This is a genomic window from Pelovirga terrestris (assembly GCF_014773365.1).
Taxonomy (GTDB): domain Bacteria; phylum Desulfobacterota; class Desulfuromonadia; order Desulfuromonadales; family Geopsychrobacteraceae; genus Pelovirga; species Pelovirga terrestris.
This window is the reverse complement of record NZ_JACWUN010000004.1, coordinates 41,574-66,470: the sequence shown is the minus strand read 5'-3', so window position 1 is coordinate 66,470 and position 24,897 is coordinate 41,574. Positions and strand designations below refer to the sequence as shown.

The window sequence follows — 24,897 nt, the reverse complement described above, 5'->3', positions numbered from 1 at the left end:
GCTTAAACATCTGCTGGAGGTGGACGTTTAAGGAAAGGTGATGTGAGGTGAGAGGAAGAGCTGAAGTGAAGAGCGCTCAAGCCAATTGAAATAGCCACATCAAGCCAACAGCGACAGCGACCGCCGGCAGGAGATTGCCGACCGGCAGACGTTTTACGCCGATCAGATCCAGGGCAATGGCAGTAATCAGGAGGCCACCGACAGCATTCATTTCAACGATAACAGCCGGGGTCAGGAGGGTACGACTCATCTCTGCTGCCAGAGTAATGGCACCCTGGTAAAGGAGCAGGGGGATGATGGAAAAAATGACACCGATTCCCAGGGTCGATGCCAGGGCGATGGATGCAACGCCATCTAGAAAGGCCTTGGCGTAAAGAATCGTCGGTTCTTCCCCCATGCCGTCCTGCAACGCTCCCATGATCGCCATGGCGCCGACACAGTACAGCAGACTGGCAGTAACAAACCCCTCGGCGACCTTGCCCATCCCGGAAAAACGCTGCTGCAGTCGCAGGCCAAAGGACTCCAGGCGCTTTTCGATGGCCAGTAATTCGCCCAGCAGACCGCCGGCAATCAGGCTGCCGATCACGATCATGATCTGCTGACTTTGCAGCGCCAGTTGCAGCCCGATTAACAGGACGGCCAGACCCAGACCTGCCATCAGGGTGTTTCTGATGGTAGCAGATAAATATCGCCCCGCCCATCGACCGATCAGGGATCCGACGACGATAGCGATCATGTTTACCAGGGTTCCCTGCAGCAACATATGGAAGTCCGACCTGATCTGGTTTAAATAAGCCGGGTACGCAATAGGTTCGGCTCGATGGCTGATTGACGCCGAACACCATAGCTCAAAACATTCGAAAGGGGAATGTGGAATATGTACCTTGCCGGAGGGTATCTGTTCAGCATCGGGTCTTAGAATCCCTCGTCAAAGGACGCTTTTCGTCATCCCTGACCCTGTGCGAAGGACAGCAGCTGAATAGTTGCTCAGGAGGTAGATACCAGCAGTTGGATAGTCTGGTTGTTTTGCGCCAGCCGGATTCAAGGACCGGCGTTGTCAGTAACCGGCGGGAACAGTTCCAGCAATTTAACCCGCCGGTAGTCGAAAATATCCTTTAACATCTGCCGTACCTTCAGCGAATGGACCAGCTCCCCCATCGGACCAAAGGGGAGTGCGTAGCTTACATGGTCAATCATTCTAGTTTTATTTGTTCCCAGGCTTTCAATTTGATGATAGTGATACCAGAGTCTATAGGGACCAAGACGCTGCTCATCAACAAAGGAAACCCCCTCGCGGATATGTTTGATTTCCGTAAGCCAACGGTGGGTACCGAACCAGGGAATGCGGATCCGGTACAGAATAGTCAGTCCATTATACATCCGTTCCGGCAATTCACTGACAATCTGAAAATCCAGTTCCGGCGGGGTCAGCTGGTTGAGGTTCTCAGGTGTCGCGATGAAATCCCAAAGGCTTTCACAGGGAGCATCAAGCAGTAATTCACGGTGAAGTTCATGCATCTTAACAACCCCTTCAGGTCAGTTGCTGATCTGTTCGGCCAGAGCCATAGCACTGGCCCAGGCATCCTCCACGGTGCGACCGATGCACCAGTCACCACATATACCTAATTGCAAACCCTGGCTCCATAAAAACCCCTTACCTAAAGGGGTTTTGGTAAAGGCATAGCGCCAGCGGTGGGCAAATAACAGCTGCGGTGGCGTTGCTGGACAAAGACCCTGCAGCAATAACTCACACAGCTTGGCACCGACCATCTCCGGCGTTTCTTCGAGATGACCCTGGGACCAGTCGGCGGTTGCCTGCAACAAGTAGACATTCTTGTTGTTGCGCCCGGGCTTGGCACTATTTGCGACAATCCGCCGCAATCCCGCAACAGGATCAATCATGACTTCGGCAGTCTCGTTCAAGGGTTCAGACAACTGCACTGCCGCAACCCAGCAGGGCTCCATCTGCGCCTTTTTTACCTGTTCGGCGATCTCGTGAAAGTCCCGCACCAGGACATAGGTCTGGGGAGCAGGTGCAGTGATGACCACCAGATCCCAACGCCCCAACAAGGATTCACCATCATTGAAAAGCAACCAACTGTTACCTTCACGCTCCAGTCCGGCAATCCGGGTAGAAGGTTGAAAGTTAATTGCTCCAAGCAGGGAACGGGTGATGCTGCTGTTACGCGGAATTCCAATATAATCTGCCAATTCGTCCTGGTTCGGGGTCCCACTTATCTGTGCCTGCCAGGATCGCCAGACCTCGGGCGCCAGATGTCGTTGCAGGTAACCGGCAAATTCGTCTGACCGGGCGGCAAAATAGGGGGCACCATGATCGATCCAGCCCCCCTGCCAGGAGCGGCTCGACATACGCCCACCGGTACCCTTGCTCTTATCAAAGAGGGTCACTGCATTCCCCTGCGCCACTAGCTGCCGGGCCATGGTTACTCCTGCCATCCCGGCACCGATCACTGCTGCTCTCATTATTGACTCCTGTTATGAACGGACGATTCGATCGTCTGCAGACACTCGGCCCTTACTGCCTCGAGTACGGCAATGGTCGCTTCCAGCCGGGGATCGCCAATCTCACCGCGCCCGGTCCAGTCGTTGCCCTGACGCACGTATAAACTGCGCAACTCGCGCTCCAGCTGTTCAAGCAATGCCTCGGGGTCATCAATAAGTTGCTCGCTAAAAAAATGGGGTAAATTTTCCAGAATGATCTCTTTGTGGGCATCTACATAGGTCACCTTCATCTTCTTTTTTCCTCGTCAATTTTTATTACGCAGCAGCCAGGCGGCCAGCGCCAGACTGATAACCGACAAGACCGTACCGGGTTGATTGAGCCATTGTTGAAAGTAAAACGCCAGTGCCAGAAAAAAAATCATCAAACCAAGGCGGCGTAGTTGCTTACTTACCTTTTCCACCAGATAATCCCGGTCGGGTCGCGCCATGCGCACCGTCAGGTCACCCTGTTGGGCCTGTTCGATGACCGTGCGCGCCTGGGTCAAGGTCAGGGGCAACTGCACCAGCTCGCGCTTTAGTCGCTCCGCGACACCACGATCTTCACCTAATGCGCGCGGCAAATTTTCTTTCAGGATCGGCAAAATATCCTTTATCCCGTTGAAGTTATTGACATACTGAGTGCCCAGCCCCTCAATCAGAGAGCTCACCCGCATCACATAGATGACATCCTGGGGTAACTTGAAGGGCTGATCATGCAACAATTCCAACACCCCAAAAGCCAGCCCCTGCATGCTCGCGGCATCAAGATGGTCGCTGTCAAAAATAGCGAACAGATTTTCAGCAATCCGGCTTAAATCACTAACGTCAGCCTCTTCGGTTAACATCCCCATACGCCGGGTCGCGCCAACCAGCAGCTGATAGTCACGTTCGTAGGCCGCCTTGACCGCATAGATCATCGCCTGACGCATATCCTGCGGGATCCGGCTGACCATACCGAAATCGAGAAGAATCAGCTGTCCTTCTGCGGTGACCAGCAGATTGCCGGGGTGCGGATCAGCATGAAAAAACCCCTTGACCAACATCTGTTCCGTGTAAAACAGCACCAGGGTTTTCATCAGAGCGGAGAAATCCACCCCCCAAGCCTCGATCTGGCGAATGTTATCGATGCGTGCCCCTTCTTCAAAACTCATGACCAGGGCATCATCGCTGGACAGCGCTTTTACCGGAACCGGAAAGCGCACCCCGGCATCACTGTAGGTCTGGCTGAACAGCTCCAGATTGGCCAGTTCCTGAGTCATGCTGACTTCCTGTCGGATCACTCGGGTAAAAGCCGCCAGGACGGATTCGATGGAATGACGGGTCTGGTCGGTAAACAGCGGACGAAACAGGCGTAAAAACAGATTTAACAGAACAATATCCACCTGGACCTGGACCCGGATGTTCCAGCGCAACAGCTTGACTGCCACCTCCTGACCGTTAGCTCGCAGGCGCGCCCGATGGACCTGGCCGATAGAAGCACTGGCCAGGGGCTGCTGATCAAAATAGTCAAACACGTCCGGATCATCGAAGGCGCGCCGGAAGACCCTGGTTCGGTCTGTTGTTGTCATCGCCGGCATGCGGTCATGCAACTGCCGCAGAGCGACGAGATAGTCCTCATCAAAAAAATCCGCCCGGGTTGCCAGTACCTGGGCCAGCTTGACAAAACTGGCGCCCAGCATGCGGACGGTATCAACCAGCTGATCAGGGGATAGCGGTCGCCACCACCACCAGCGTGAACGGCGCCGGAACAGCAGAAAAACCGTCATCAGAAAACTGAAGACGGCATAACTGCGCCCCGGTCGGCAAAGATGTAGAATGAGACCGAGCCTGTTCACTTAGTTTTAAGATCCTTTTTTAGCTCCTCCAGATCTACCCTGGTCACCAGGCCGAGTTCATTGATCACCTCTTTGATCTGCTCACGCAAAAGGTCTTTAACCTGATCTTTTTCCTGCGCTCCACGTTGGCTGAGTTCATCGAGAAATGCCCGCGCATTGGCTTCGGCTTCACTTTGCCACTTTTTGACTTCCTCACTGTTGTTCTCCAGTTTTTCTTTCACCGACAGGGCGCCCCCTAAGGCAATATAAAAAAGCTGTTCCAGTTTGTTGTCCATAAATAGCTCCTTTGGCTTGATACCGGGTTCCAAAAATTTCTTTTTTAGTATATTATTCCAATAACTATCTTATTGTCTAGGACAAAATATGATTACCATCCAACAACTGAGTCAGGAACTCGGCATTGGTGTCGACACCTTGCGGGTGTGGGAACGACGCTTCGGCTTTCCCACCCCCGAACGCAACACCCGCGGACACCGCCTTTATCCGCCGGCACAGATTGATGACTTGCGGATCATCAAAAAGCTCCAGAATCTGGGTCATCGTCCGAAACAGCTTTTTGCCTTGACGGCGGCGGAGCGCAGAGCACTACTAAATCAGCAGCACGTTGACGACCGTCATCATGACCTGCAGCAGCTGGTTACAACCGTTGCGGCGGCCCAGCTCGACAAGGAACTACGAACTCAGTTGCAGCAGCGGGGAATCGAGGCTTTTATCCTGGAATTTGCGGTCCCCTTACTGGAAGTGATGGATCGTGGCTGGCTGACCGGCAAACTAAGTATTGCCCGCGAACATCTGCTCTCGGATTGTCTGGCAACCATCTTGAAGGAACAGCTTGTTCCCCGCGCATATGGTCCGAGGATCGTCTTTACGACCTTGAGCGGTGAGCGCCACAAGCTGGGGCTGCTGTTATCAGCCGTGTTGTTTCACCAGCAGGGATGCGATTGTCATCTGGTGATGGAGGAATTACCGGTGGCGGAAGTACTCTCTATAGTGGATTTTTTTGCTGCGGACGCGGTTGCCCTGTCCTTCAGTATTCAGATCGCTCCACGCCAAGCAAAGCGCGATCTGGCGTGGCTGCGTAAGGGGTTGCCGAGCCATATCAAAATGATCGCCGGCGGGTTTGCCTTGCGTAACGGGATGCACCTGCCGGGGATTAGTGTGTGCACCGACCTGGGCCAGATCAGTAGCCTGTGTGCCCGCGAATTTCCGGATCTCAACCTCCAAAAACCAACAGGTTGAGCTGTTTGCCCTGGGTTAACAGCGCCGCTACAGCGGCCTAATACTGGTAGGCGCGGCGCATGCGCAACTCCAGGCGCCCGGCCAGGGTTGAACAGCTGTAGGTTAACAGAAAATAGAGGGCCGTCACGGTCAGCCACACCTCAAAGGTCAGATAGGTGGCCGCCATCAGTTCCAGCCCCTGGAAGGTCAACTCCTGCACCGAAATAACCGCGACGATGGCCGAGTCTTTGATGGTCGAAATCGCCTGCCCGGTCAATGGTGGAATCATCCGTTGCAGGGCCTGGGGTAGAATCACCTGGCGCAGAATCTGCCAGTGGCGCATCCCCAGAGCACGCGCAGCCTCCCACTGACCCTCTTCGATACTGTTAATCCCGGCGCGGACAATCTCTGCTACATAAGCACCCTCGAACAGGGCCAGGGTAAAAGCCGCCGCGACAAAGGTTTCAATCTGTTCAATGGGAGCAATCAGCACCGGTACCAGGGTCTGCACCCAATCGGGAGCGGCATACAGGCGCGCGCCAATGTTAAGTTGCGGCAGAATCTGGTCACTGATGAAAAAAAAGAAAATAAATATCAGTACCAACGGTGGCAGATTGCGCAACAGGGTAACATAGGTGCCCCCCAACAAACGGTTGAACAGGTGTGGGCTGATGCGCAACAGGCCGGCAATAACCCCGAAGGGCAGCGCCAGCAGCAGGCTCCAGAAACTCAAGCGAATGGTTGTCAGCAGCCCGAGCAGGAGCATGTTGGCTACCCACCCGCCATCACTATCGCGGCGCACCAGATACTGCGGGATAACCTGCCAGTTCCAGCGATACTCAAGACCTATGCTGACCCGGTAGCCCAGATAGGCAATCAGGGTCAGCAGGGCCAGAAGCAACAGGGTATCAAGCCACCCCCAGCGCAGGGAACGTCGCAAAAACTCCTCCTATAACGCAGACCACTTATTATTCAAGCCAGGTTAACCAGCAAGCTACTCGATCTGACCACGCCAGTCGTCGGTAGTAAACCAGTAGTTATAGCGCTGCTCCAGCCAGCCGTCGGCAAAACGCAGGCGGATCCAGTTATTCAGAAAATTCAGAAAATCAGGATCTCCCTTGCGGATCGCAAAACCAATGGGTTCACGGGTAAAGGTTTTTCCTGCCAGCGGCAGATAAAGGCGCTCCTGGTAACGCAGAGCCTGAAACTCAGGAAACGGCTGCGAAGCAACCAGGGCAGCGGCACGGTTGTTAAGAAGCTCCTGCAACGCCTGCCCTTCATCATCAAACAACCGCAGCTTCGCCTCGGGCAGATAGCGCTCGGCTGCTGCTGCGGCGGTGGTGCCGATGCGGGCGACGATCTCGACGTCCGGCGTATTAAACTCTGCAAGGGTGCTGCGCTCACCGGCTAACCGCCGGTTAGCGAGGATCGACATGCCGGAATATTCGTAGGGGTCACTGAAATTGACCTTGAGGTTACGCGCCGGGGTGATCCCCATGCCGCCGATGATAATATCAAACTTGCCGGTCAACAGGGCCGGAATGATCCCCGACCAGCGGGTCGGCACCAGTTCAAGCTCAACATCCATGTCCTGTGCCAGTTGTCTTGCCACCTCGATTTCGAAACCGGTAAAACCGCCGGTCTTATCCTTCATCGCCCAGGGGACAAAGGTCGAAAAACCAACCCGCAGGCGGTTATTTTTAATCACTTGCTCGAGGGTGCTTTCTTGAATCAATTGCTGCCGGGACGAACTGGCCCATAATGGAGCAGCAGACAAAAGAACCAATGATAATAGCAGGATCAATTGGGTTTTCATTTTTTTCTCCTTAAACAGCAAGTGGTCAGCGAGCAGGAAAAAGCTGATGTTCCAGATATCTTACCAGAAGAGTCAGTATCAGGGTAACGCTAAGATAGATAGCGGCGACAACAAACCAGATTTCAAAGGTCAAAAAGGTGTCGGCGATGATCTGCTGGCCGCGCATGGTCAGGTCGTAAATCGCAATGGTTGATACCAGAGCGGAATCTTTGACCAGGGAGATACCCTGACTGGTCAGGGGGGGGATCATCTGACGCAGGGCCTGGGGGAGGACAACGTAGCGATAACACTGGGCTCTGTTCATCCCCAGAGAGGAGGAAGCCTCCCACTGGCCGGAAGGGATAGCAAGGATCCCGGCACGGATGATTTCCGACGCATAGGCCCCCTCAAACAGGCTCAGGGCGAGGACGGCAGCAGCAAAACGCCCCATGTCAAAGATAGGGGCAAAGACAAAATAAATGACAAAGATCTGGATCAGCAGCGGGGTGTTACGAATCAATTCCAGATAGACCCTGGCAAGGCCGGTTGCCATCGGACTGTTGGAAAGGCGCATCAGTGCCACCAGCAGGCCGAGGACCAGGGATAATCCGAGACTGATCGCGACAATTTCGAGGGTAATCCACAATCCCTGGAACAAGAGTCCAAAACGCCAGCCGTCGGCGGTAGTTTCAATCAGATAACGGCTTACCCGCTGCCATTGCCAGTTGTAGCCGAGCTTCTCGGCGCCGCTCAGCAATAGGTAACCGCTCCCCATGACAAGCATCATAAAGGCACTGAGCTGCAGCAGATCCGTGATCTTTTTATTTAATCTAACAGATGAAGAAGCGATGGCTAACCTCCTTCATATTAGTTTATTTTTGGGATTTTTTTTGTATGTAGCGCTGATGATATTCCTCCGCTCGCCAGAAGGTCGACGCCGGGACAACCTCGGTGACGACGGGATCATCATAGCGTCCGGAGGCATCAATCACCGCTACCATTTTTGTTGCGCGCCGGCGTTGTTCTTCATTGTAATAGAAAATGGTTGAACGGTACTGGCTGCCGATATCCCACCCCTGGCGATTGAGGCTGGTCGGGTTGTGAAGGGTAAAAAAACGCTCGAGCAATTGCTGATAGCTGATGCGGGCCGGATCATACTCCAGATCCACCACCTCGGCGTGACCGGTTTCGCCACTGCAGACCAACTGATAGGTGGGATGTTCGACCTCACCTCCCATGTAACCGACGCTGGTCTGAATGACCCCATCCAGAACGCGGAACTTTTCTTCAACTCCCCAAAAACATCCTGCAGCAAAGGTAGCTCTGTTCATGATTTTATCCTTTTCAAAAATAACTAGGCTTTGACTGATTCACTATAAGATCAACAGAGCGAGCAAATTAATGCAACCGATCAAAAATCCCAGAAAAGCCCCGAACAGGTTAATGTACTTGAACTGTTCCTTCATCACCCCCATGAGCAGATCCTCGACCTGGAGCAGGTCAAGGCGATTGACCTTGTCTTCGACCATGCGCCGGACATTGAGGGTTTCGACCAGCCGCGGGGCCTCCTGTTTAAGCAGATCCTCGACCAGACGGCATACCGAGATGTCGATTTCACGACGCAGATCCTGGGGAAAGCGCTCAGCAATTACGCCGAGGGGTTTCTGGTAAATCCACACCTGGGTCTGCTCACTGATCAGTCGCTTCAGCACCCGCTGTATCTGCTCTGAACGCAGGGTTTCGAGGAGACTCTCAGCAATCCGGTCAACCCCGCGCTTGACCCCGTCATCCGGCAATATCGACGACAACAGCTGGTTAAAAGGTCGATCTTTGATGCGATCCACGGCACATTCCGTCAACACCAGGGCGGTATCAATGGTGGAGTGCGACTGCAGGCGGTTTACCACCTGTTCCCGGATGAACGCCTGAGTTCCTGCTATTTTCCGGGGCGCAAGGTTTTCGGTAAAGCTGGCTACGGGACGGTCGAGCAGCTGGTCGATGCGCTGACGCAGCAGGGTCGCCATCTGTTCGCGGGTACGTGGTTGATGCAACCAGACAGCGATTTCATCACCGGCACGATCGAGAAATTCAGGGATTCTGGCATAGATTTTTTTCAGGTCGATGAAACCGCTGAGCAGCCCGGCCAGTCCGCCCAGGGAATCGAGAAAGCCGTCAATGGCCTTTTTCCCCTTTTTAACCAGCTGGGCGCGAAAGACCGGGTCCTGGAGCATCTCGCCGAATTTTTCAATCAGCGGTGGCAGCTCTTTTTCCAGTTGCACCAGCAGAACCTCGACCAGCTCCGCCGGCAGATGATCCCGCAGTGGGCGCTTGCTGGCCAGCAACTGCTCGACCTTGCGATCAACCGCACCACCGACCAGGTCTGAGGTTGCAGGCGATTGAAACAGGCGGGTATAGCGCTCAGCGAGATGGGTCTGCCAGGCGCGGTTGCGCTCCGGGGTCAGCAGGCTGCCAAGGTCACGCTCAAGCCACTGGTCCCCCTGCTCATGCAAAAACCTGTGTACCTGTTCAGCAAACTGGTCACTGGCGAAATACGTTAATAATAAGCTGGTGAACTTGTTTCGGGACAGCTGGACAATTTCATCAAAGCGTGGTCGAAAGTGCTCAGGCACCAGGCTTGCCAGAGAACCGCTGGGGCGATCCAGCAGGAGACTGAGCTTCTGCGTAACCGTCATGCGCAGTTCCAGCTGAATCGATTCCTTGCCCAACGCCCGCCCGACATCATCTGCCGTCAACAGATGATCACCGACCATCTCGCCCATGCGACGTGCCAGTTCTCCCCGCTTGGCCGGAATAATACCCGGGGTCAGGGGAACCCGCACCCCGAGTAGCCGCCATGCTCGTAACGGACGAAAAAGCATCCGGATGGCGATGTAATTGGTCACATAGCCGATCAGCGCCCCGAGCAGTGGCGGTATCAGATAAGGCAGGTACGAGGTCAGTTCCATGGTTAAGATGATACCGCTGGTTATTGATCCATCACGATCAGGGAATGGTCGCCGATATTCATGCGCCGTGGCGCCCCGATCAGGGTAACCGAGTCGCCTAACAGCGACTGATTAAGGCTCATGTGGCTGACCTTGCAATCGGCATTGATAATCGAATCGCTGATCGTACTGAAGTCGACCTCGCTACCGGCAGCCACAGAGACGTGGGGTCCGATAATCGAATGACGGATACGCGCGCCCCGCTCCACATGAACCGGTTCAATCAGCACGCAATCATCCACCTCACCATGAATATGGTGACGTCCTTCAAGCAGATAACGATTGGTTTCGAGCAGGGTCTCAGGCTTGCCGCAGTCGAGCCAGGCATCGATCTGCGGAGCCTTGAATTTTTTTCCTTCAGCCATCATGCGCATGAAGACAGCCGGCAGATAATATTCCCCCTTGACCGTATCACCGGCGGCGATGGTAGCCTCGATAGCGGCAATAAAACCGGCACCATCCTTAAGATAATAGAGACCGACCTGGGCTAAACGTGAAACCGGGGTGTCCGGCTTTTCTACCATGTCAACGATGTAGTCGCCATCCATGACGTTGACCCCGAAGCGTTGATAATCTTCGACTTCGCGGGAATAGATGAGGCCATCAGCATCACTGCAGAGGTGATCGATCCGGTTCAGGTCGGTAACAAAGATGGTATCGTTGAAGACCACCAGCAGATCATCGCCCGACTGGATGGAAGGCGCTGCCAGGGCAACGGCATGAGCCGGCCCGAGGCGCTGGTGTTGGACCTGATAGCTGCAGCACAGCTCCGGGAAGTGCTCGGCCATGAAGGCTTCAACCTGGGCGCCATTCTCATCGGTGATGAAGATATACTCATCGATAGCCAGAACCTTGAGGCGTTCAATGATGTGTTCGAGAACGGTTTTGCCGGCGACCTTGACCAGGGATTTGGCCTTGGTATGGGTGTGGGGACGCAGGCGTGTGCCTTTACCGGCAACGGGGAGGATAGCTTTCATGGGTTTTTCTCCTTATGGATCGCTAATGGTATTTGTTCCTTGAGTGCGTTAACTGTCGTTTGATGCCTCCGCCTTGTCACAGATCTCACCAATCAGATCGTAATCGGAAGAGTCGGTGATGCGCAACCTTACATAGTCGCCGACATTTGCCTGCCCGGCGGTAATTAGACAATGGCCATCAATATCCGGGGCCTGGCGGCGACTGCGCCCCTTTAACAGCAGATCGGTTTCATCGCTGTAGCCTTCAATCAGCACCTCTTCAATCTGACCGATCAGGGCGCGATTTTTCTGGAAGGAGACCCGCGCCTGGGCCTTCATCAAGCGTTTAAAGCGTGAGGTTTTGGTGGCTGCCGCCACCTGTTCAGGTAGTTGCGCCGCCGGGGTTCCCTCTTCACGCGAATAGCGGAAGACGCCAACCCGCTCAAAGTGCCCTTCGCCGACAAACTGCAGCAGTTTGTCGAATTGCTCCCGGGTCTCACCGGGGAAACCGACAATAAAGGTGGTTCGCAAGGTCAAATCGGGGACCCGTTGACGCATCCGTTTCAGCAGAAGGCGCGTACCTGCTTCGTCGAGGCGACGGTTCATCCCGCTTAAAATCCTGTCATCAATATGCTGCAGGGGCAGATCCAGGTAATTACAGATTTTCTCCTCCCTCGCAATCAGCTCGAGCAGTTCGTCGCTGATCCCTTCCGGATAGGCATAGAGCAGGCGCAGCCAGACCAGACCCTCGATCTTGACCAACTCACGCAACAGGCCCGGCAAGCTTGCCCCGTCGTTGCGGTCGCGGCCATAGGCGGTGATATCCTGGGCGATCAGGTTCACTTCGCTGACCCCGTTGGCCACCATGGAGTGGACCTCGGCGACCACCGAGTCAATGCTGCGCGAACGCAAATCACCGCGCAGCTGCGGAATCACACAATAGGAGCAGCGGTTGGAACAGCCTTCGGCGATCTTCACATAGGTACTGTACGCCGGCGAGGAGTTGACCCGAGGGGTGGTGTGGTCATAGAGGAAATCGGGGACGCCGATTGCCCGACTGGGGGTGGAGAGCTGCAGTTGTTTGTCGATCAATTCAACAATCCGTGCCCCTTCCGAGGTGCCGATGAACAGATCGACCTCCGGTAACTGCTCCTGCAGCTGCTCCTGATAACGCTGCGGCAGACAGCCGGCAACAATCAGCAATTGGCAGCGCCCGCTATGTTTGTATTCAGCCACCTCAAGGATGGTATCGACCGATTCCTCTTTGGCATCGTTGATAAAGGCACAGGTATTGACGATGATAATATCGGCCTGCTCTTCTTCCACCACGATGTTGAAGCGGTCGTCCGGCAAATGGCCAAGCATGACCTCGGCGTCGACAAGATTTTTCGGGCAACCGAGGCTGACCAGACTGACATTGAGTGGGTTTACGGGCATACGGATTTCCAAGTGTAGAGGTTAACAGCAGAGGCAACAAAGACTACCGGAAAGATAAAAAAATCGTATCTGTACAGCTCCGGATCGGGAATTCTATGTCAAGGGACGCTGTTCGTCATCCCTGACCCTGCGCAATGACAGAGCTGAATCAGAGCTGAATAAATTACCAAAAATCAGGAGCGCATATTCTCAAATTGCAGTTCAATCCCTAAGTCCTGCCCTTTGAGAAACTGCATCACTTCCTGCAGATCATCAATTTTTTTGCCGGTAACCCGCACCTGATCTTCCATGATCTGAGCCTGAACTTTCAGCTTGGTGTCTTTGATCAGTTTGACAACTTCTTTCCCTTTTTCCTTGCTGATCCCCTGGATGATAGCGACCCGCACCCGCACGGCACCAGCTGATGCCAGTTCAATCTTGCCATAGTCAAAACATTTGGGAGACAGGCCGCGGCGCACCAGTTTGCCGATCAGAATATCCTTGATCGCTTCGAGCTTGTATTCGTCCGCAGCAAGGATTTTCAGAGAATCCTTTTCCAGTTCCAGTTCATTGACGGTTCCTTTAAAGTCATAGCGCTGGGTGATCTCCTTGATCGCCTGGTTGACCGCATTGTCAACCTCCTGCAGATCAACCTTGGAGACGATATCGAAACTTGGCATCTCTTTCCTCCCTGAACTAAAATCTGTTGATGATTATCCAAGCTGTGGCTTTATAGCACAAAACCGCTCGCCGGCAACAGCGCAGGAGCGGTGAAAAAAGGCAGGTTGATGTTCGCAAATAATGGCGGTCGCTACAGGTCCAGACGGAAGAAATCACGTGCCTTGAACTGCGGCTCGCTGCTCATGCGGGTTGGCGCACTGCCGGGGGAAAAGGCTTCGTAGTAGGCGTCCTTGCTGTCTTCGGCGACGAGCAGGCCGTTCTGCCGATCGATGGGAAAAAACTCAATAGTATCGGGAACCGGAAAATGTTCCGGTGGATATAGTTTGATCGCTTCCTGCATGAACGCAATCCAGGCCGGCAGGGCGGCACGGCCACCGGTTTCCCTCCGGCCGAGGGGCTGTTCCTGATCATAGCCGAGCCAGGAAACTGCCGCCAGTTGCGGAATATAGCCGACGTACCAGGCATCTTTCAGGTCATTGGTAGTGCCGGTTTTCCCCGCCGACGGACGATTCAACACCCGGGCCTGACGCCCGGTGCCTTGCTGAACCACGCTCTCCATAATGTTAGTGGTCAGGTAAGCCGTTTCCGGCGAGATGACCCGGCGCGGGGCTTGGCGGATCAGACGTTGGTCGGCGGCCATGCCAGTGGCAAAGTCGGTCGGATCAATCGATTCGAGGATGCGCCCGTTACGGTCGCGGATCCGGGTGATATAGGTGGGCGGCGAGAGGATGCCGCCACTGGCAAAAACCGTATAGGCGGTAAGCAGTTCCATCGGCGTGATGGCAGTGGAGCCCAGAGCCATGGACAGATCGCGCTGAAGCGGGGTCTCGATTCCAAGCTTCTGGGCGTAGCTGGCGGCATAGCCGACCCCGATATCCTCAAGAATCTTGACGGTAACAACGTTGCGTGAGTGGGTCAGGGCTTCACGGAAGCGGGTCGGACCGTAAAACTTTTCTTCGTAATTTTTCGGTTTCCACTCTTCGACGTCGCCGTTTTCAACGTGCCTGTTTTCATAGATCAGCGGGGTATCAAGAATGATACTGGCAGGGGTGTAGCCCCGATCAAGGGCGGCTGCATAAATAATCGGTTTGAATGCTGAGCCGGGTAACCGCTGAGCCTGGATAGCGCGATTGAACTGGCTTTTGCGGAAATCATAGCCGCCGACCATGGCGCGAATCTGGCCGGTGCGCGGATCAATCGCAGCCAGGGCGGCCTGAGCCAGCGGTTCCTGCTCCAGGGCCAGTTCCAGTGGATCACCGACAGCATTGAGAACCCGCACATCAATAACGGCACCCAAAGGCAGACGGGTAGCATTGTTACCATCGGCATTGCCGGTGGGCTCGGTCCCGGCAGCAACCACTTCAATGGTTCCGGCCCAGGCGCTTGCACTGATGGCGATGGTAGCATTGCGATCGCCGATGCGGCAGAGAATCTGATCACCCCTGCGACCGACGACGACGGCCTGGGTCTCTGAACCAACGTCTAACCCGCCGGCAACAAATTCCTGACGTTGAGCGGCCAAAAATTCCGTCTGTTCAGCTTCATTAAGGATTATCTCAACCGGGCGGAATCCGCGGCGCTTATCGTGAGCCCGCAGGTTCTGTTTGACCGCATCCTGTGCCGCCTGCTGTAGCTTAAGATTAATACTGGTTTCCACCTGCAGCCCGCCGGTATAGAGCAAATCTTCACCAAAGCGTTGTTCAAGGTAACGGCGGACCTGCTCGTTGAAATAGGCGGTGACGTCCAGCAGGGTGTTAAGACGCGGGGTAATCACCACCTCTTCGGCTTCAGCGGCGGCCCTCTCGGCCGGGGTGATAAATCCTTCTTCCAGCATTCGCCCGAGGACATACTTCTGGCGATCCATGGCCCGTTGATAATGACGATAGGGGGAATAGCGGCTGGGGGCCTGGGGGAGTCCGGCAAGAATGGCCGATTCGGCCAGTGTCAACTCTTCAACCGTTTTGTCGAAATAGCTGCGGGCAGCGGCTTCGACCCCGTAAGAGCGATGGCCGAGGTAGATCTGATTCAGATAGATATAGAGGATATCTTCCTTGGTCAGGGTCTGTTCCATGCGCCAGGCGAGAATCGCTTCCTTGAATTTACGGGTGAAGGTGCGCTCCGGGGTCAACAGCATGGTTTTGGCTACCTGCTGGGTAATGGTGCTGCCCCCCTGGGATATTCCTCCCGCCTTAAGATTATTGATGGCGGCACGCATGATCGAGATAAGATCGATTCCCTGGTGCTTGAAGAAGCCGGCATCTTCAGAAGCCACAAAGGCCTGGACCAGGGTTTTCGGCATTTTTTCGTAGGGCACCAAAAAACGCCGCTCATGGGAATATTCGGCAATCACCGTGCCGTCGTCGGCATAAATGGTGGTAATCAGCGGCGGCCGATAATCAGCCAGGGACTCGACCTGGGGCAGGGTGGCGGAAATATAAAAATAGGCACCCAGCAGCACCGCAACAGCCAGCACGGGAGTAGCGAGAACAGCGAAAAAAAGGTATGTTAGCAGACGCTTCATATGATTTTTATAGACTTGCAGGCAAAAAATTGTTTCTGTTGAGCCGCACAGAGTGTGGATCCAAAAAAGATCAATGGGGATATATAACATGGGTGCCGGGGGGGAGCAACTGGATCTGTCAGGTTGGCATCAGCCTAATAAAAGAGGCCCAAGGTTTAAAACCAACCCGTTTTTTGCAATAAGACCTTAACATGGCGCACAGCGCCGGAGGAAATGCATGTACCGACATACCAAAATTGTTGCCACGGTAGGGCCGTCCTGTGGTGAGCGTGAGCAACTCGAAAATCTGCTCAAAGCCGGAGTGGATGTGTTCCGGTTGAACTTTTCCCACGGTGAGCTGGAACAAAAGAAAATCTGGATCCAGCAGATTCGTGAACTCTCGATATTGCACGGTAAAGCCGTATCAATTCTAGGTGACCTCCAGGGGCCGAAAATTCGTACCGGCGTAATGCGTGGTGGCGTCCAGACCCTGACCCGTGGCCAGCAGGTGATCGTCACCACGGCTGAGGTCGAAGGTGGTGACGGCATCATCCCTACCAATTACCAGGATTTGCCGGGGGACGTCGAGGCCGGGGATCGGATTCTGCTGGATGACGGACAACTGGAACTCGAGGTAATACGCAGCAGCGGCATCGAGGTTCATTGTCTGGTCAAGCAGGGGGGGCAGCTCAAGGACCGCAAAGGGATCAACCTGCCCGGCGTCAAGGTCTCGACCCCGGCGCTGACGGCCAAGGATTACGTCGATCTTGAGTTTGCCATCGCCCAGGAACTTGACTGGGTGGGCCTCTCCTTTGTCCGCACGGCGGCAGAGATCTGTCAGCTCAAACAGATTATTTTTGATCATCATTCCCCGATCCGGGTGATTGCCAAAATTGAAAAGCCGGAAGCGGTCGCCAACTTCAGCGACATTCTCGCGGCCACTGACGGAGTCATGGTGGCGCGGGGGGATCTCGGGGTTGAACTGCCATCAGAGCAGGTGCCGTTGATCCAGAAGGGGATTATCCGCCAGTGTAATGAAGCCGGCAAGCCGGTGATTACCGCCACCCAGATGCTCGAAAGCATGATCGGCAATCCGCGTCCGACCCGCGCCGAAACCTCCGATGTAGCCAACGCCATTCTCGATGGCACCGATGCGGTGATGCTGTCGGGGGAAACCGCAGCAGGGCTGTTCCCGGTCGCAGCAGTGGAAGTGATGGATCGTATCGCCCATGACGTCGAAGCCGATCAGAACCTGCATCCACGGCGCTCCTTTAAACTCGAACATTCGGGCTTTCATCAGAATATCCCCGATGTGATTGGCCAAGGCGCCTGCCAGGCTGCCGAGTATGTGGGGGCGGCCGCGATTCTAGCTTTTACCCAGACCGGCAGCACCGCAACTCTGGTGGCCAAGTACCGGCCTTCCCTGCCGGTTTACGCGGTCACCCCAACCCAGCAGGTCCGCCGTCATCTCGCTCTGTATCGCGGGGTCAGTTCCCTGCGCGTCGACATCCAGGGGGATACGGAGGCGCAGATCGCTTCGGTTGAAAAAGTTGTGTTGGAAAAGGGATTGTTAAAACCCGGCGATGTGGTGGTGATCACCATGGGCAGCCCGGTCTCTGCGCCGGGAACCACCAATCTGCTCAAGATCCATCGCCTCGGCACCGGCAACTTTTATGAGGTGCATGGCGCACCTTATCGGGTGACATCATGAAAAAAGCCGTCGTACTCTACAGCGGAGGCCTCGATTCAACCACCTGCCTGGCGATTGCCAAAGAGCAGGGGTTTACCCCCTATGCCTTGAGTTTCAACTATGGCCAGCGCCATGCCGTGGAACTGGAAAAGGCCCGTGAATATGCACCATTGATCGGGGCCGCCAACCACCTGGTGATCGATATCGACATGCGCCTGGTGGGGGGAAGTGCTTTGACGGCAGATATCGAGGTGCCCAAGGATGCTGCGCAGGATCATGGTATTCCGATTACCTACGTGCCGGCCCGCAACACCATTTTTCTCTCCTTTGCCCTGGGTTGGGCCGAGGTGCTTGGTGCCGGCAATATCTTTATCGGGGTTAACGCGCTGGACTATTCCGGTTATCCCGATTGCCGACCCGAGTTTATCCGCGCTTTTCAAACCCTGGCCAACCTGGCAACCAAAGCCGGGGTAGAAGGGCAAGACTACCGTATTCAGGCCCCGCTGATCGACCTGACCAAGGGGGAGATTATTCGTCGTGGTCTCGACCTGGGGGTTGATTACCGTTTGACCCATTCCTGCTATGACCCGACCCCGGCGGGCTTGTCCTGTGGCCATTGTGATTCCTGCCGCTTGCGCTTGAAAGGCTTCGCCGAAATCAACCAGGAGGACCCTCTGACCTATGCAGCCTGATCCCTTGCTTTCCATCCGTCAGCAGATGCCCGATCTGCAACAGAGCCCCGATGAGCGCCGGATCCCTATCGACAAGGTCGGGGTCAAGGATATCCGGTACCCGATTGTCGTACAGGATAAATACCGTGAGCGCCAGTACACGGTGGCCCGGGTCAATATGTATGTCGACCTGCCGGCCCACTTCAAAGGTACCCACATGAGCCGCTTTATTGAAGTGCTTAATCTCTATCACGGCGAGATCAGTGTCGATAACATCGAGACCATCCTGACCGAGATGAAAAAGCGTCTGGGGGCTGATCGTGCACACCTGGAGCTTGATTTTCCCTATTTTATTGAGAAGCGCGCACCGGTATCGGGTGCGCGCGGCTTGCTCGAATATCAATGCCGTATGGTCGGTACGCTGGCAGATCAATTTGATTTCATGCTCGAGGCGCGGGTGCCGGTGACCTCCCTGTGTCCCTGTTCCAAAGAGATCAGTGAGCGTGGGGCCCACAACCAGCGCAGCCTGGTGACGGTCCGGGTACGCTACAGTGAGCATATCTGGCTTGAAGACCTGATCGCGTGGGTCGAAGAGTGTGCCAGTTGCGAGGTCTATGCCTTGCTCAAACGCGAAGACGAAAAGGCCGTGACCGAGCGTGCTTACGACAACCCGATGTTTGTTGAGGACATGGTGCGGGCGGTGACCGAAAAGCTCGCGGCGCAAAAGCGGATCCGCTGGTTCAGTATCCAGTGTGAGAATTTTGAGTCGATTCACAACCATTCGGCCTATGCCATGATAGAGCACGGAGCCCGCTAGGCCGTGGAAAAGTCTGTGGAAAAAGTGGATAAGTGGTGTCCCGGCCCAACAAAAAACCGGATTTTAGGGATTTTTGCCAAACAACCGGTCCCCGGCAGGGTAAAAACCCGCCTTTGTCCTCCCCTGACGCCTGAACAGGCGGCCGATCTCTATCAGGTTTGCCTGCAGGAAACAGTGACGCGCATGCAATCACTCGTCGGGTGCGAGCTGGCCATCTGCTACAGTGGCGACAAGGATTGGTTTGCTGCCACCTTTCCCGGCATCACTCTGGTACCCCAGCGTGGCAGCGACCTGGGCGCGCGCCTGGCGCAATGCCTGTCAGACTGGCTGACAGCGGGGTACGGGGCAGCGGTGCTGATTGGCAGCGATGCTCCGGATCTGCCGTTGGAACGGATCGAACAGGCCTTCAGTGCCCTCGAGACGGCCGACCTGGTGCATGGCCCGGCGCTCGATGGCGGTTATTATCTGGTCGGCGAAACAACCCACCATGCGCAGCTGTTTCAGAATATCAGCTGGAGTACCGATGAGGTTCTGGCACAATCCCTGGCCAAGGCAACGCAGCTGGGGTTGCGTTCAGTGCTCCTCGAGCCCTGGGATGATCTTGATGATCTGCCCGCCCTGTTGCGTCTGGTGACCCGCACGCCCCACTCGTCAACGGCGATTCATATCACCCGGGTGCTAAACCACAGTCCTGATACCGTCATCGACAGCTTGACTTGAATAGCTGCGCTGCCGGATAATCCAGCGGCAAAAATCAAGGTACATGTCACAAAAAACGCCCGCCGTAGCGTGAACAATCGGTTGCGAAAAAAAATCGGATAAAGGAGAGGCCCCCTTGCTCGAACTCGTATTAAGTTCCGGACCAGTGGTTAAAAGTGTCCTGGTTATTCTCGTGTATTTTTCCCTGGTATCCTGGGCGATCATTTTTTACAAACTGGCGGTTGTGCGCAAAGCCATGGCCGAGACCGATCGCTTCCTTGATTTTTTCTGGACCAAGAAGCGTTTTGACCTGATCGGTCAGGGGGTCAAGGAATTCAGCAATTCCCCCGTTGCCAGCCTGTTTCGCGAGGGATATCATGAACTGTTGCAGCAAAAAAAACGTCCTGCAGGTGAAGACGCAGCAGAAGAATTCACCAGCCGAATGCCGAATACCGACATCGTTGCCCGCGCCCTGCGCCGTGCCACGACCCAGGAAACCCAGCGGCTGGAAAAATATCTGACGTTTCTTGCCACCACCGGCTCCATCACCCCCTTTATCGGTCTGTTCGGTACGGTCTGGGGGATTATGGATGCCTTTCACGGCATTGGCCAGACCGGCAGCGCCTCCCTGGCGGTTGTTGCCCCGGGGATTTCTGAAGCCCTGGTCGCCACCGCCATCGGTCTGGCTGCGGCGATTCCAGCGGTTATCGGTTATAATCATTTCTTGAACAAGGTCAACGAACTGATTGGTGAAATGGATAACTTCAGCCAGGAATTTCTGAATATTATTGAGCGTATGGAGCGGGGCAAATAGCATGGATGTCAGACGTAGCGGTCCCCGCCGCAGTGCTATGGCGCACATTAACGTCACCCCCTTTGTCGATGTCATGCTGGTGTTGTTGATTATCTTTATGGTCACCGCGCCGATGCTTGATCAGGGGCTGGAGATCGATCTGCCCCAGGTACAACAAACCCCGGGACTGCCGGCGGATATCGAACCGATGGTGGTGGTATTACAGCGTAATGGCCAGATCAGTATCGATCGGGTTGAGGTTGAAGGGATCGGCAGTCTTGAGCGGGTGGTGCGGCAGGCGCTGCAGAATCGTCCCGATCTGCAGGTCTTTCTCGAGGCGGATCAGACAGTTGCCTACGGTCTGGTGGTCCAGGTGATGGCGGCCATCAAGCAAGCCGGGGTTGACAAGCTGGGAATGGTCACCCGTCTGCCGGAAGATTGAAGCGGTGATGACACCCCTGGCTTCCGACCAGAAACAGCGCCGCCCGCCCCGGCTGGAGTCCGCCTTTCTCAAAATGCTGATGCTATCGGTCCTGCTCCACCTGTTGTTGGTGGGCCTGTACTTTACCCCCTTTTTTCAGCGCGCGCCGCTCACGCCACCGCCGGTCTATCGGGTGAATCTGGTCAATGCACCGGTCCTCAATCCGCAGGCCGGTCGACCTGAGGCAGCACCACAACCGCCGGCACCCGAACCACCCCCACCCGCTCCAGTGAGCGAACCGGAACCTGTTCCAGCACCACCCCCACCCGCACCACCCCCACCCGCACCAGCGCCGGTCCCCGCACCGGAACCGGAGCCGGAACTGATCCCCGGGCCAACCCCGGAAGACACCGAGCGTGAACGCCTGGCGGAGGAGCAGCGCCAGCGCGAGGAAGCGGAAAAGAAACGGCTGGCTGAAGAACAACGTAAGCGCGATGACGCCGAGAAACGTCGACTTGCCGAGGAACAACGCAAGCGTGAGGAAGCTGAACGCCAGCGCCTGGCCGAGCAGCAGCGCCGGCTGGAAGACCGCGCGCGTGAGCAGCGGTTGGCGGAAATGGCGGCGCAACGCCAACGTGAAGAGGATGATCGCGAGCGCCAGGCGCGCCTTGATACGTTGCGGGCGGCAGCACGAGCCCAGGCTGAGGCCCCCGAGTCCCCCATTGCCAATGCGCCGGTCGGCATGCCCGACGGTCGAGGCAATGAAGAGGGCGTCAGTGCCAGTGCTTATGTTCAGGAGTTCATTCGCCGGAACTGGACCTTCCCGCGCGCCCTGGCGACCGGTAATCCGGAAGCGGTGGTGCGAGTCACCTACAATGCCGCCGGTACCCGCACCGCTTTCAGCTGGGAAAGTCGCTCCGGCCACGCTGCCTTCGATGAATCCCTGGTGCGCGCCCTGACCCTGTCCCGGCAACTGCCCCAGCCGTTGCCCCAGACCATGGAGTTTACCATTACCTTCAATCTCAAGGAGATGCTGAATTGATGACGTTATTGTTGCGCCTGCCGGTTGTCGTTTTACTGACCCTGGTCTTTGTCAACTCCGCCCTTGCCAGTCGGATTGAAATCAGTTCGCCGGGGCAACAGGCCATCCCCCTGGCGTTGAACCGCATTCTGCCGATTACCAGCGCCCATCCGGAGATTGCCGCCGAATTCGACCGGGTGCTGGAATATGACCTGGAATTCTCCGGACTCTTCCGTTTTATTGATCCCGCTTCCTTTATGCGCGATGCCGGCAGTCTCGGGCTGCAACGCAGCGATGTTGATTTTCCCCAATGGCGGATTCTTGGTTCCGAATTGCTGATCAAAGGGGGCTACCAGCTCAACGGTGAGCAACTGACCGTGGATATGCGATTATACGATGTCACCAGTCAACGGCTGCTCACTGGTCGACGTTATGTCGGCCAGCGCGGCGATGTGCGCAAGATCGCCCATACCTTTGCTGATCAGGTGTTGGAGCAGTTAACCGGAGAAAGTGGGCCTTTTGCCACCAAAATTGCCTATATTTCCGAGCAGACCGGTAACAAGGAACTGTATCTGATGGATGTCGACGGCCATGGTGCGGTGCGTCTGACTGATCATCGCTCCATCGTGCTCAATCCTGATTTCTCGCCGACCCGCAAAGAGTTGATTTTCACTTCTTATAAACAGGAAAACCCCGACCTGTTCCGCAAGGAGGTCTACACTGGTCAGGAATCGCGCCTGTCGTTTCAGCAGGGGCTTAATATCAGTGGTCGTTACAGTCCGGATGGGCGCCAGATTGCCCTGACCCTGTCAAAAGACGGCAATGCCGAGCTCTACCTGATTGGTACCAACGGTACCCTGTTACGGCGTCTGACCAACCACTATGCGATTGATGTTGACCCTTCCTGGAGCCCGGATGGTAATCGTATTGCCTTTGTCTCGGATCGCCTCGGTAATCCCCATATCTTCATCGTTGATATCCACAGCCGTGAAGTCAAGCGTTTGACCTATGATGGGCGCTACAATGCCACTCCCGCCTGGAATCCGAAGAGCGACCGGATTGTTTTTTCACGCCTGGAGGACAGCATCTTTAATCTTTTCACGATCAACCCGGACGGTAGCGACGAACGCCAGATTACCTTTGGCGGCGGCAACAAGGAACACCCGCGCTGGAGTCCCGACGGACGCTTTCTGGTCTATTCCTTAGATGATGGCCGCGGAAAATCCCTGTGGATGATGCGCGCCGATGGCAGTGGCGCCCGGCGCATTGCCGCCGCCGGTGACCGGGCATCACATCCGGCCTGGTCAGGGCGCTGGTAATTTAACGACTTGAGCGATGATTGTTGTTTTTCTAGCGGGTTATTGTATAATGCAGACTGTTCGATTTACTTTAAATATTAGTTAATGATTGTTTTCTCGCGTAGGCGAAAGGAGTGGTTGGGTATGAAATTTTTGTCTGTTGTACGTTTTCTGGTTATCGGGTTTGCTTTTGCGGTGCTGACCGTCGGGTGTGCCAAGCAGCCGGTGGTGGAAGAAACCCCTGTCCCGGCCCAGCCGACCCAGGTTGTTGTTGAACAACCGGTTCGTGCGGTGCAGGAAACTCCCATTACCGATACCAGTGTGGCCATGACTGCTGAAGAAGCCGCTGCCGAGGCGCGCCGCGCCGCTGCTGCCGGGCTGCAGCGTATTCACTTTGATTTCGACCGATCCGACCTGACCGAAGAAGCCAAGCAGATTCTGGTCAACAATGCCGGGCTGCTGCGTGCCGCTCCCCAGGTGAATGTGCTGATCGAAGGACACACCGATGAGCGTGGCTCCGATGAATACAACCTCGCCCTGGGTGAGCGTCGTGCCATTTCTGCCCGCAATTTTCTGGTTTCCCTCGGGGTTGGCGCAGATCGTCTGCGGATCATTTCCTACGGTGAGGAAATGCCCATCGCCTTGGAGCGCAACGAGGAAGCCTGGGCCAAAAATCGTCGGGCTGAGTTCAAGATTTCCCGTTAATAGGTCCATTTGATGGATCAGGGCCGCCCATTGTCATGATGTGCGGCCTTTTTTAGTTGCAGGAGGAAAGAATGCGTTTAGCGCTGGCTATCATGCTGATGGTGTTGATCGGCGGCTGTATCCCCCCCAGCCAGTCCCAGTTACGGCTGGAAATGGATCTGGAACAGATGAAGCGGCGGCTGGCCCAGTTGGAGGTGCAGCGGGCCGATACCGCCCAGACGGAAGTGGTGGATGGCACCGGCTTGCAGCGCCAGGTGGCGGAATTGCAGGCCGGCCTGGACAACCTGCGGGTAGAGTCACATTCAGTTAATGGCCTGATCGACGACCTTGGGCGCAGGCAGCGCGATCTGGCCGATGAACTCAGACTGGTCCAGGATGATCTGAACCTGCAGATCGATTCCCTCACCAGCCGCATCGAAGAATTGGAAACCGGCAGCGTGACGGCTGGTGGTCAAAGCCCTACTCCAGCACCACAACCTGCAGTAGCCCTGCCAAGTCCGGAACAACAGTATGAGCAGGCGCTCCAGCTGATTCGGGATAGCATCGATTTCGGACGTGGCCGAGAGCAGATGGAAACTTTTAGCCGAAATTATCCGGATCATGACCTCCACGTCAATGCCCTCTACTGGACCGGCGAAGCCCTGTACGGTGAAAAAAAGTTTGAGCTGGCGATCCTACAGTTTCAGGATGTTATCAGTCGCTATCCGCGCCACAGCAAAGCACCGGACGCCCTCTACAAGCAGGCTCTGGCTTTTAATTCCCTTGGGGATGGACAGAACGCCCGGGCGACCATGCGGAAACTGATTGACAGCTACCCGGCCAGTGATCAGGCCAGGGCCGCCGAACGGTTTTTACAGAATTGATAATATTGTGT

General features: G+C 55.4%; 26 protein-coding genes. 11 read left to right on the top strand and 15 right to left on the bottom strand.

Annotation, left to right across the window (positions count from 1 at the left end; genetic code table 11):
• Positions 1-76: 76 nt before the first annotated feature.
• The 6 genes from ICT70_RS04565 to ICT70_RS04540 form a co-directional block, all read right to left on the bottom strand.
• A complete protein-coding gene (locus ICT70_RS04565) occupies positions 77-763 on the bottom strand; it encodes a DUF554 domain-containing protein (protein ID WP_191154217.1) in 687 nt (228 codons plus the stop codon).
• A gap of 278 nt (positions 764-1,041) precedes the next feature.
• Positions 1,042-1,518, bottom strand: coding sequence for an SRPBCC family protein (locus ICT70_RS04560; RefSeq protein WP_191154216.1), 477 nt, complete (start codon positions 1,516-1,518; stop codon positions 1,042-1,044).
• An 18-nt stretch (positions 1,519-1,536) separates the two neighbouring features.
• Positions 1,537-2,484 (bottom strand): NAD(P)/FAD-dependent oxidoreductase, encoded by a 948-nt coding sequence (locus tag ICT70_RS04555; protein WP_191154215.1) that lies wholly within the window; start codon positions 2,482-2,484, stop codon positions 1,537-1,539.
• Positions 2,484-2,753 (bottom strand): hypothetical protein, encoded by a 270-nt coding sequence (locus tag ICT70_RS04550; RefSeq protein WP_191154214.1) that lies wholly within the window; start codon positions 2,751-2,753, stop codon positions 2,484-2,486. The genes ICT70_RS04555 and ICT70_RS04550 overlap by 1 nt, the downstream gene beginning before the upstream one ends.
• Positions 2,754-2,768: 15 nt before the next feature.
• On the bottom strand, positions 2,769-4,337 hold the full coding sequence (locus ICT70_RS04545; RefSeq protein WP_191154213.1) for an AarF/UbiB family protein: 1,569 nt from the start codon (positions 4,335-4,337) through the stop codon (positions 2,769-2,771).
• Positions 4,334-4,612, bottom strand: coding sequence for a hypothetical protein (locus tag ICT70_RS04540; protein ID WP_191154212.1), 279 nt, complete (start codon positions 4,610-4,612; stop codon positions 4,334-4,336). Before ICT70_RS04540 ends, ICT70_RS04545 begins: the two co-directional genes overlap by 4 nt.
• Positions 4,613-4,700: 88 nt before the next feature.
• Between ICT70_RS04540 and ICT70_RS04535 the strand changes: the two genes are divergently transcribed.
• Entirely contained in the window at positions 4,701-5,576 is an 876-nt protein-coding gene (locus ICT70_RS04535) for a MerR family transcriptional regulator (RefSeq protein WP_191154211.1), read from the top strand.
• 37 nt (positions 5,577-5,613) lie between these two features.
• Here the strand turns inward: ICT70_RS04535 and ICT70_RS04530 are convergent, their stop codons facing one another.
• The 9 genes from ICT70_RS04530 to ICT70_RS04490 all read right to left on the bottom strand — a co-directional run bounded on the left by ICT70_RS04530 (position 5,614) and on the right by ICT70_RS04490 (position 15,929).
• A complete protein-coding gene (locus ICT70_RS04530) occupies positions 5,614-6,495 on the bottom strand; it encodes an amino acid ABC transporter permease (RefSeq protein ID WP_191154210.1) in 882 nt (293 codons plus the stop codon).
• A 54-nt stretch (positions 6,496-6,549) separates the two neighbouring features.
• Positions 6,550-7,371 carry a transporter substrate-binding domain-containing protein gene (locus ICT70_RS04525; protein ID WP_191154209.1) on the bottom strand — a complete coding sequence of 274 codons (822 nt, stop codon included), beginning with the start codon at positions 7,369-7,371 and terminating at the stop codon, positions 6,550-6,552.
• A 25-nt stretch (positions 7,372-7,396) separates the two neighbouring features.
• Entirely contained in the window at positions 7,397-8,125 is a 729-nt protein-coding gene (locus ICT70_RS04520; RefSeq protein WP_224746818.1) for an amino acid ABC transporter permease, read from the bottom strand.
• Between the two features lie 97 nt (positions 8,126-8,222).
• Complete coding sequence (gene msrA, locus ICT70_RS04515) at positions 8,223-8,681, bottom strand: peptide-methionine (S)-S-oxide reductase MsrA (RefSeq protein WP_191154207.1); 459 nt, start codon at positions 8,679-8,681, stop codon at positions 8,223-8,225.
• 42 nt (positions 8,682-8,723) lie between these two features.
• Positions 8,724-10,316 (bottom strand): DUF445 family protein, encoded by a 1,593-nt coding sequence (locus ICT70_RS04510; RefSeq protein ID WP_191154206.1) that lies wholly within the window; start codon positions 10,314-10,316, stop codon positions 8,724-8,726.
• A 20-nt stretch (positions 10,317-10,336) separates the two neighbouring features.
• Positions 10,337-11,332, bottom strand: coding sequence for a sugar phosphate nucleotidyltransferase (locus ICT70_RS04505; protein WP_191154205.1), 996 nt, complete (start codon positions 11,330-11,332; stop codon positions 10,337-10,339).
• Positions 11,333-11,380: 48 nt separating this feature from the next.
• Positions 11,381-12,748 (bottom strand): 30S ribosomal protein S12 methylthiotransferase RimO, encoded by a 1,368-nt coding sequence (gene rimO / locus ICT70_RS04500; protein ID WP_191154204.1) that lies wholly within the window; start codon positions 12,746-12,748, stop codon positions 11,381-11,383.
• A 173-nt stretch (positions 12,749-12,921) separates the two neighbouring features.
• A complete protein-coding gene (locus tag ICT70_RS04495) occupies positions 12,922-13,407 on the bottom strand; it encodes a YajQ family cyclic di-GMP-binding protein (protein ID WP_191154203.1) in 486 nt (161 codons plus the stop codon).
• Between the two features lie 131 nt (positions 13,408-13,538).
• Complete coding sequence (locus ICT70_RS04490) at positions 13,539-15,929, bottom strand: penicillin-binding protein 1A (protein WP_191154202.1); 2,391 nt, start codon at positions 15,927-15,929, stop codon at positions 13,539-13,541.
• Between the two features lie 217 nt (positions 15,930-16,146).
• On the opposite strand from ICT70_RS04490, the gene pyk reads away from it, so the two are divergent.
• From pyk to ybgF, 10 genes are all read left to right on the top strand, one after another.
• Positions 16,147-17,619: a pyruvate kinase gene (pyk, locus tag ICT70_RS04485; protein WP_191154201.1), complete on the top strand. Its 1,473-nt coding sequence runs from the start codon at positions 16,147-16,149 to the stop codon at positions 17,617-17,619.
• The gene (gene queC / locus ICT70_RS04480) at positions 17,613-18,290 is read left to right on the top strand and encodes a 7-cyano-7-deazaguanine synthase QueC (protein WP_191154361.1); all 678 of its coding nucleotides are present in this window, start codon (positions 17,613-17,615) and stop codon (positions 18,288-18,290) included. Before pyk ends, queC begins: the two co-directional genes overlap by 7 nt.
• A gap of 25 nt (positions 18,291-18,315) precedes the next feature.
• Positions 18,316-19,086 carry a GTP cyclohydrolase FolE2 gene (folE2, locus tag ICT70_RS04475; RefSeq protein ID WP_191154362.1) on the top strand — a complete coding sequence of 257 codons (771 nt, stop codon included), beginning with the start codon at positions 18,316-18,318 and terminating at the stop codon, positions 19,084-19,086.
• Positions 19,087-19,089: 3 nt separating this feature from the next.
• On the top strand, positions 19,090-19,806 hold the full coding sequence (locus ICT70_RS04470; RefSeq protein ID WP_191154200.1) for a TIGR04282 family arsenosugar biosynthesis glycosyltransferase: 717 nt from the start codon (positions 19,090-19,092) through the stop codon (positions 19,804-19,806).
• A gap of 115 nt (positions 19,807-19,921) precedes the next feature.
• Complete coding sequence (tolQ, locus tag ICT70_RS04465; protein ID WP_191154199.1) at positions 19,922-20,599, top strand: protein TolQ; 678 nt, start codon at positions 19,922-19,924, stop codon at positions 20,597-20,599.
• A 1-nt stretch (position 20,600) separates the two neighbouring features.
• Positions 20,601-21,020: a protein TolR gene (gene tolR / locus ICT70_RS04460; RefSeq protein ID WP_191154198.1), complete on the top strand. Its 420-nt coding sequence runs from the start codon at positions 20,601-20,603 to the stop codon at positions 21,018-21,020.
• Between the two features lie 7 nt (positions 21,021-21,027).
• On the top strand, positions 21,028-22,041 hold the full coding sequence (gene tolA, locus ICT70_RS04455; protein WP_224746834.1) for a cell envelope integrity protein TolA: 1,014 nt from the start codon (positions 21,028-21,030) through the stop codon (positions 22,039-22,041).
• A complete protein-coding gene (gene tolB / locus ICT70_RS04450) occupies positions 22,041-23,339 on the top strand; it encodes a Tol-Pal system beta propeller repeat protein TolB (RefSeq protein ID WP_224746816.1) in 1,299 nt (432 codons plus the stop codon). Before tolA ends, tolB begins: the two co-directional genes overlap by 1 nt.
• A 123-nt stretch (positions 23,340-23,462) precedes the next feature.
• Positions 23,463-24,023, top strand: a complete 561-nt coding sequence (gene pal, locus ICT70_RS04445) for a peptidoglycan-associated lipoprotein Pal (RefSeq protein ID WP_191154196.1) — start codon at positions 23,463-23,465, stop codon at positions 24,021-24,023.
• 71 nt (positions 24,024-24,094) lie between these two features.
• Positions 24,095-24,886: a tol-pal system protein YbgF gene (gene ybgF / locus ICT70_RS04440; protein WP_191154195.1), complete on the top strand. Its 792-nt coding sequence runs from the start codon at positions 24,095-24,097 to the stop codon at positions 24,884-24,886.
• Positions 24,887-24,897 lie beyond the last annotated feature (11 nt).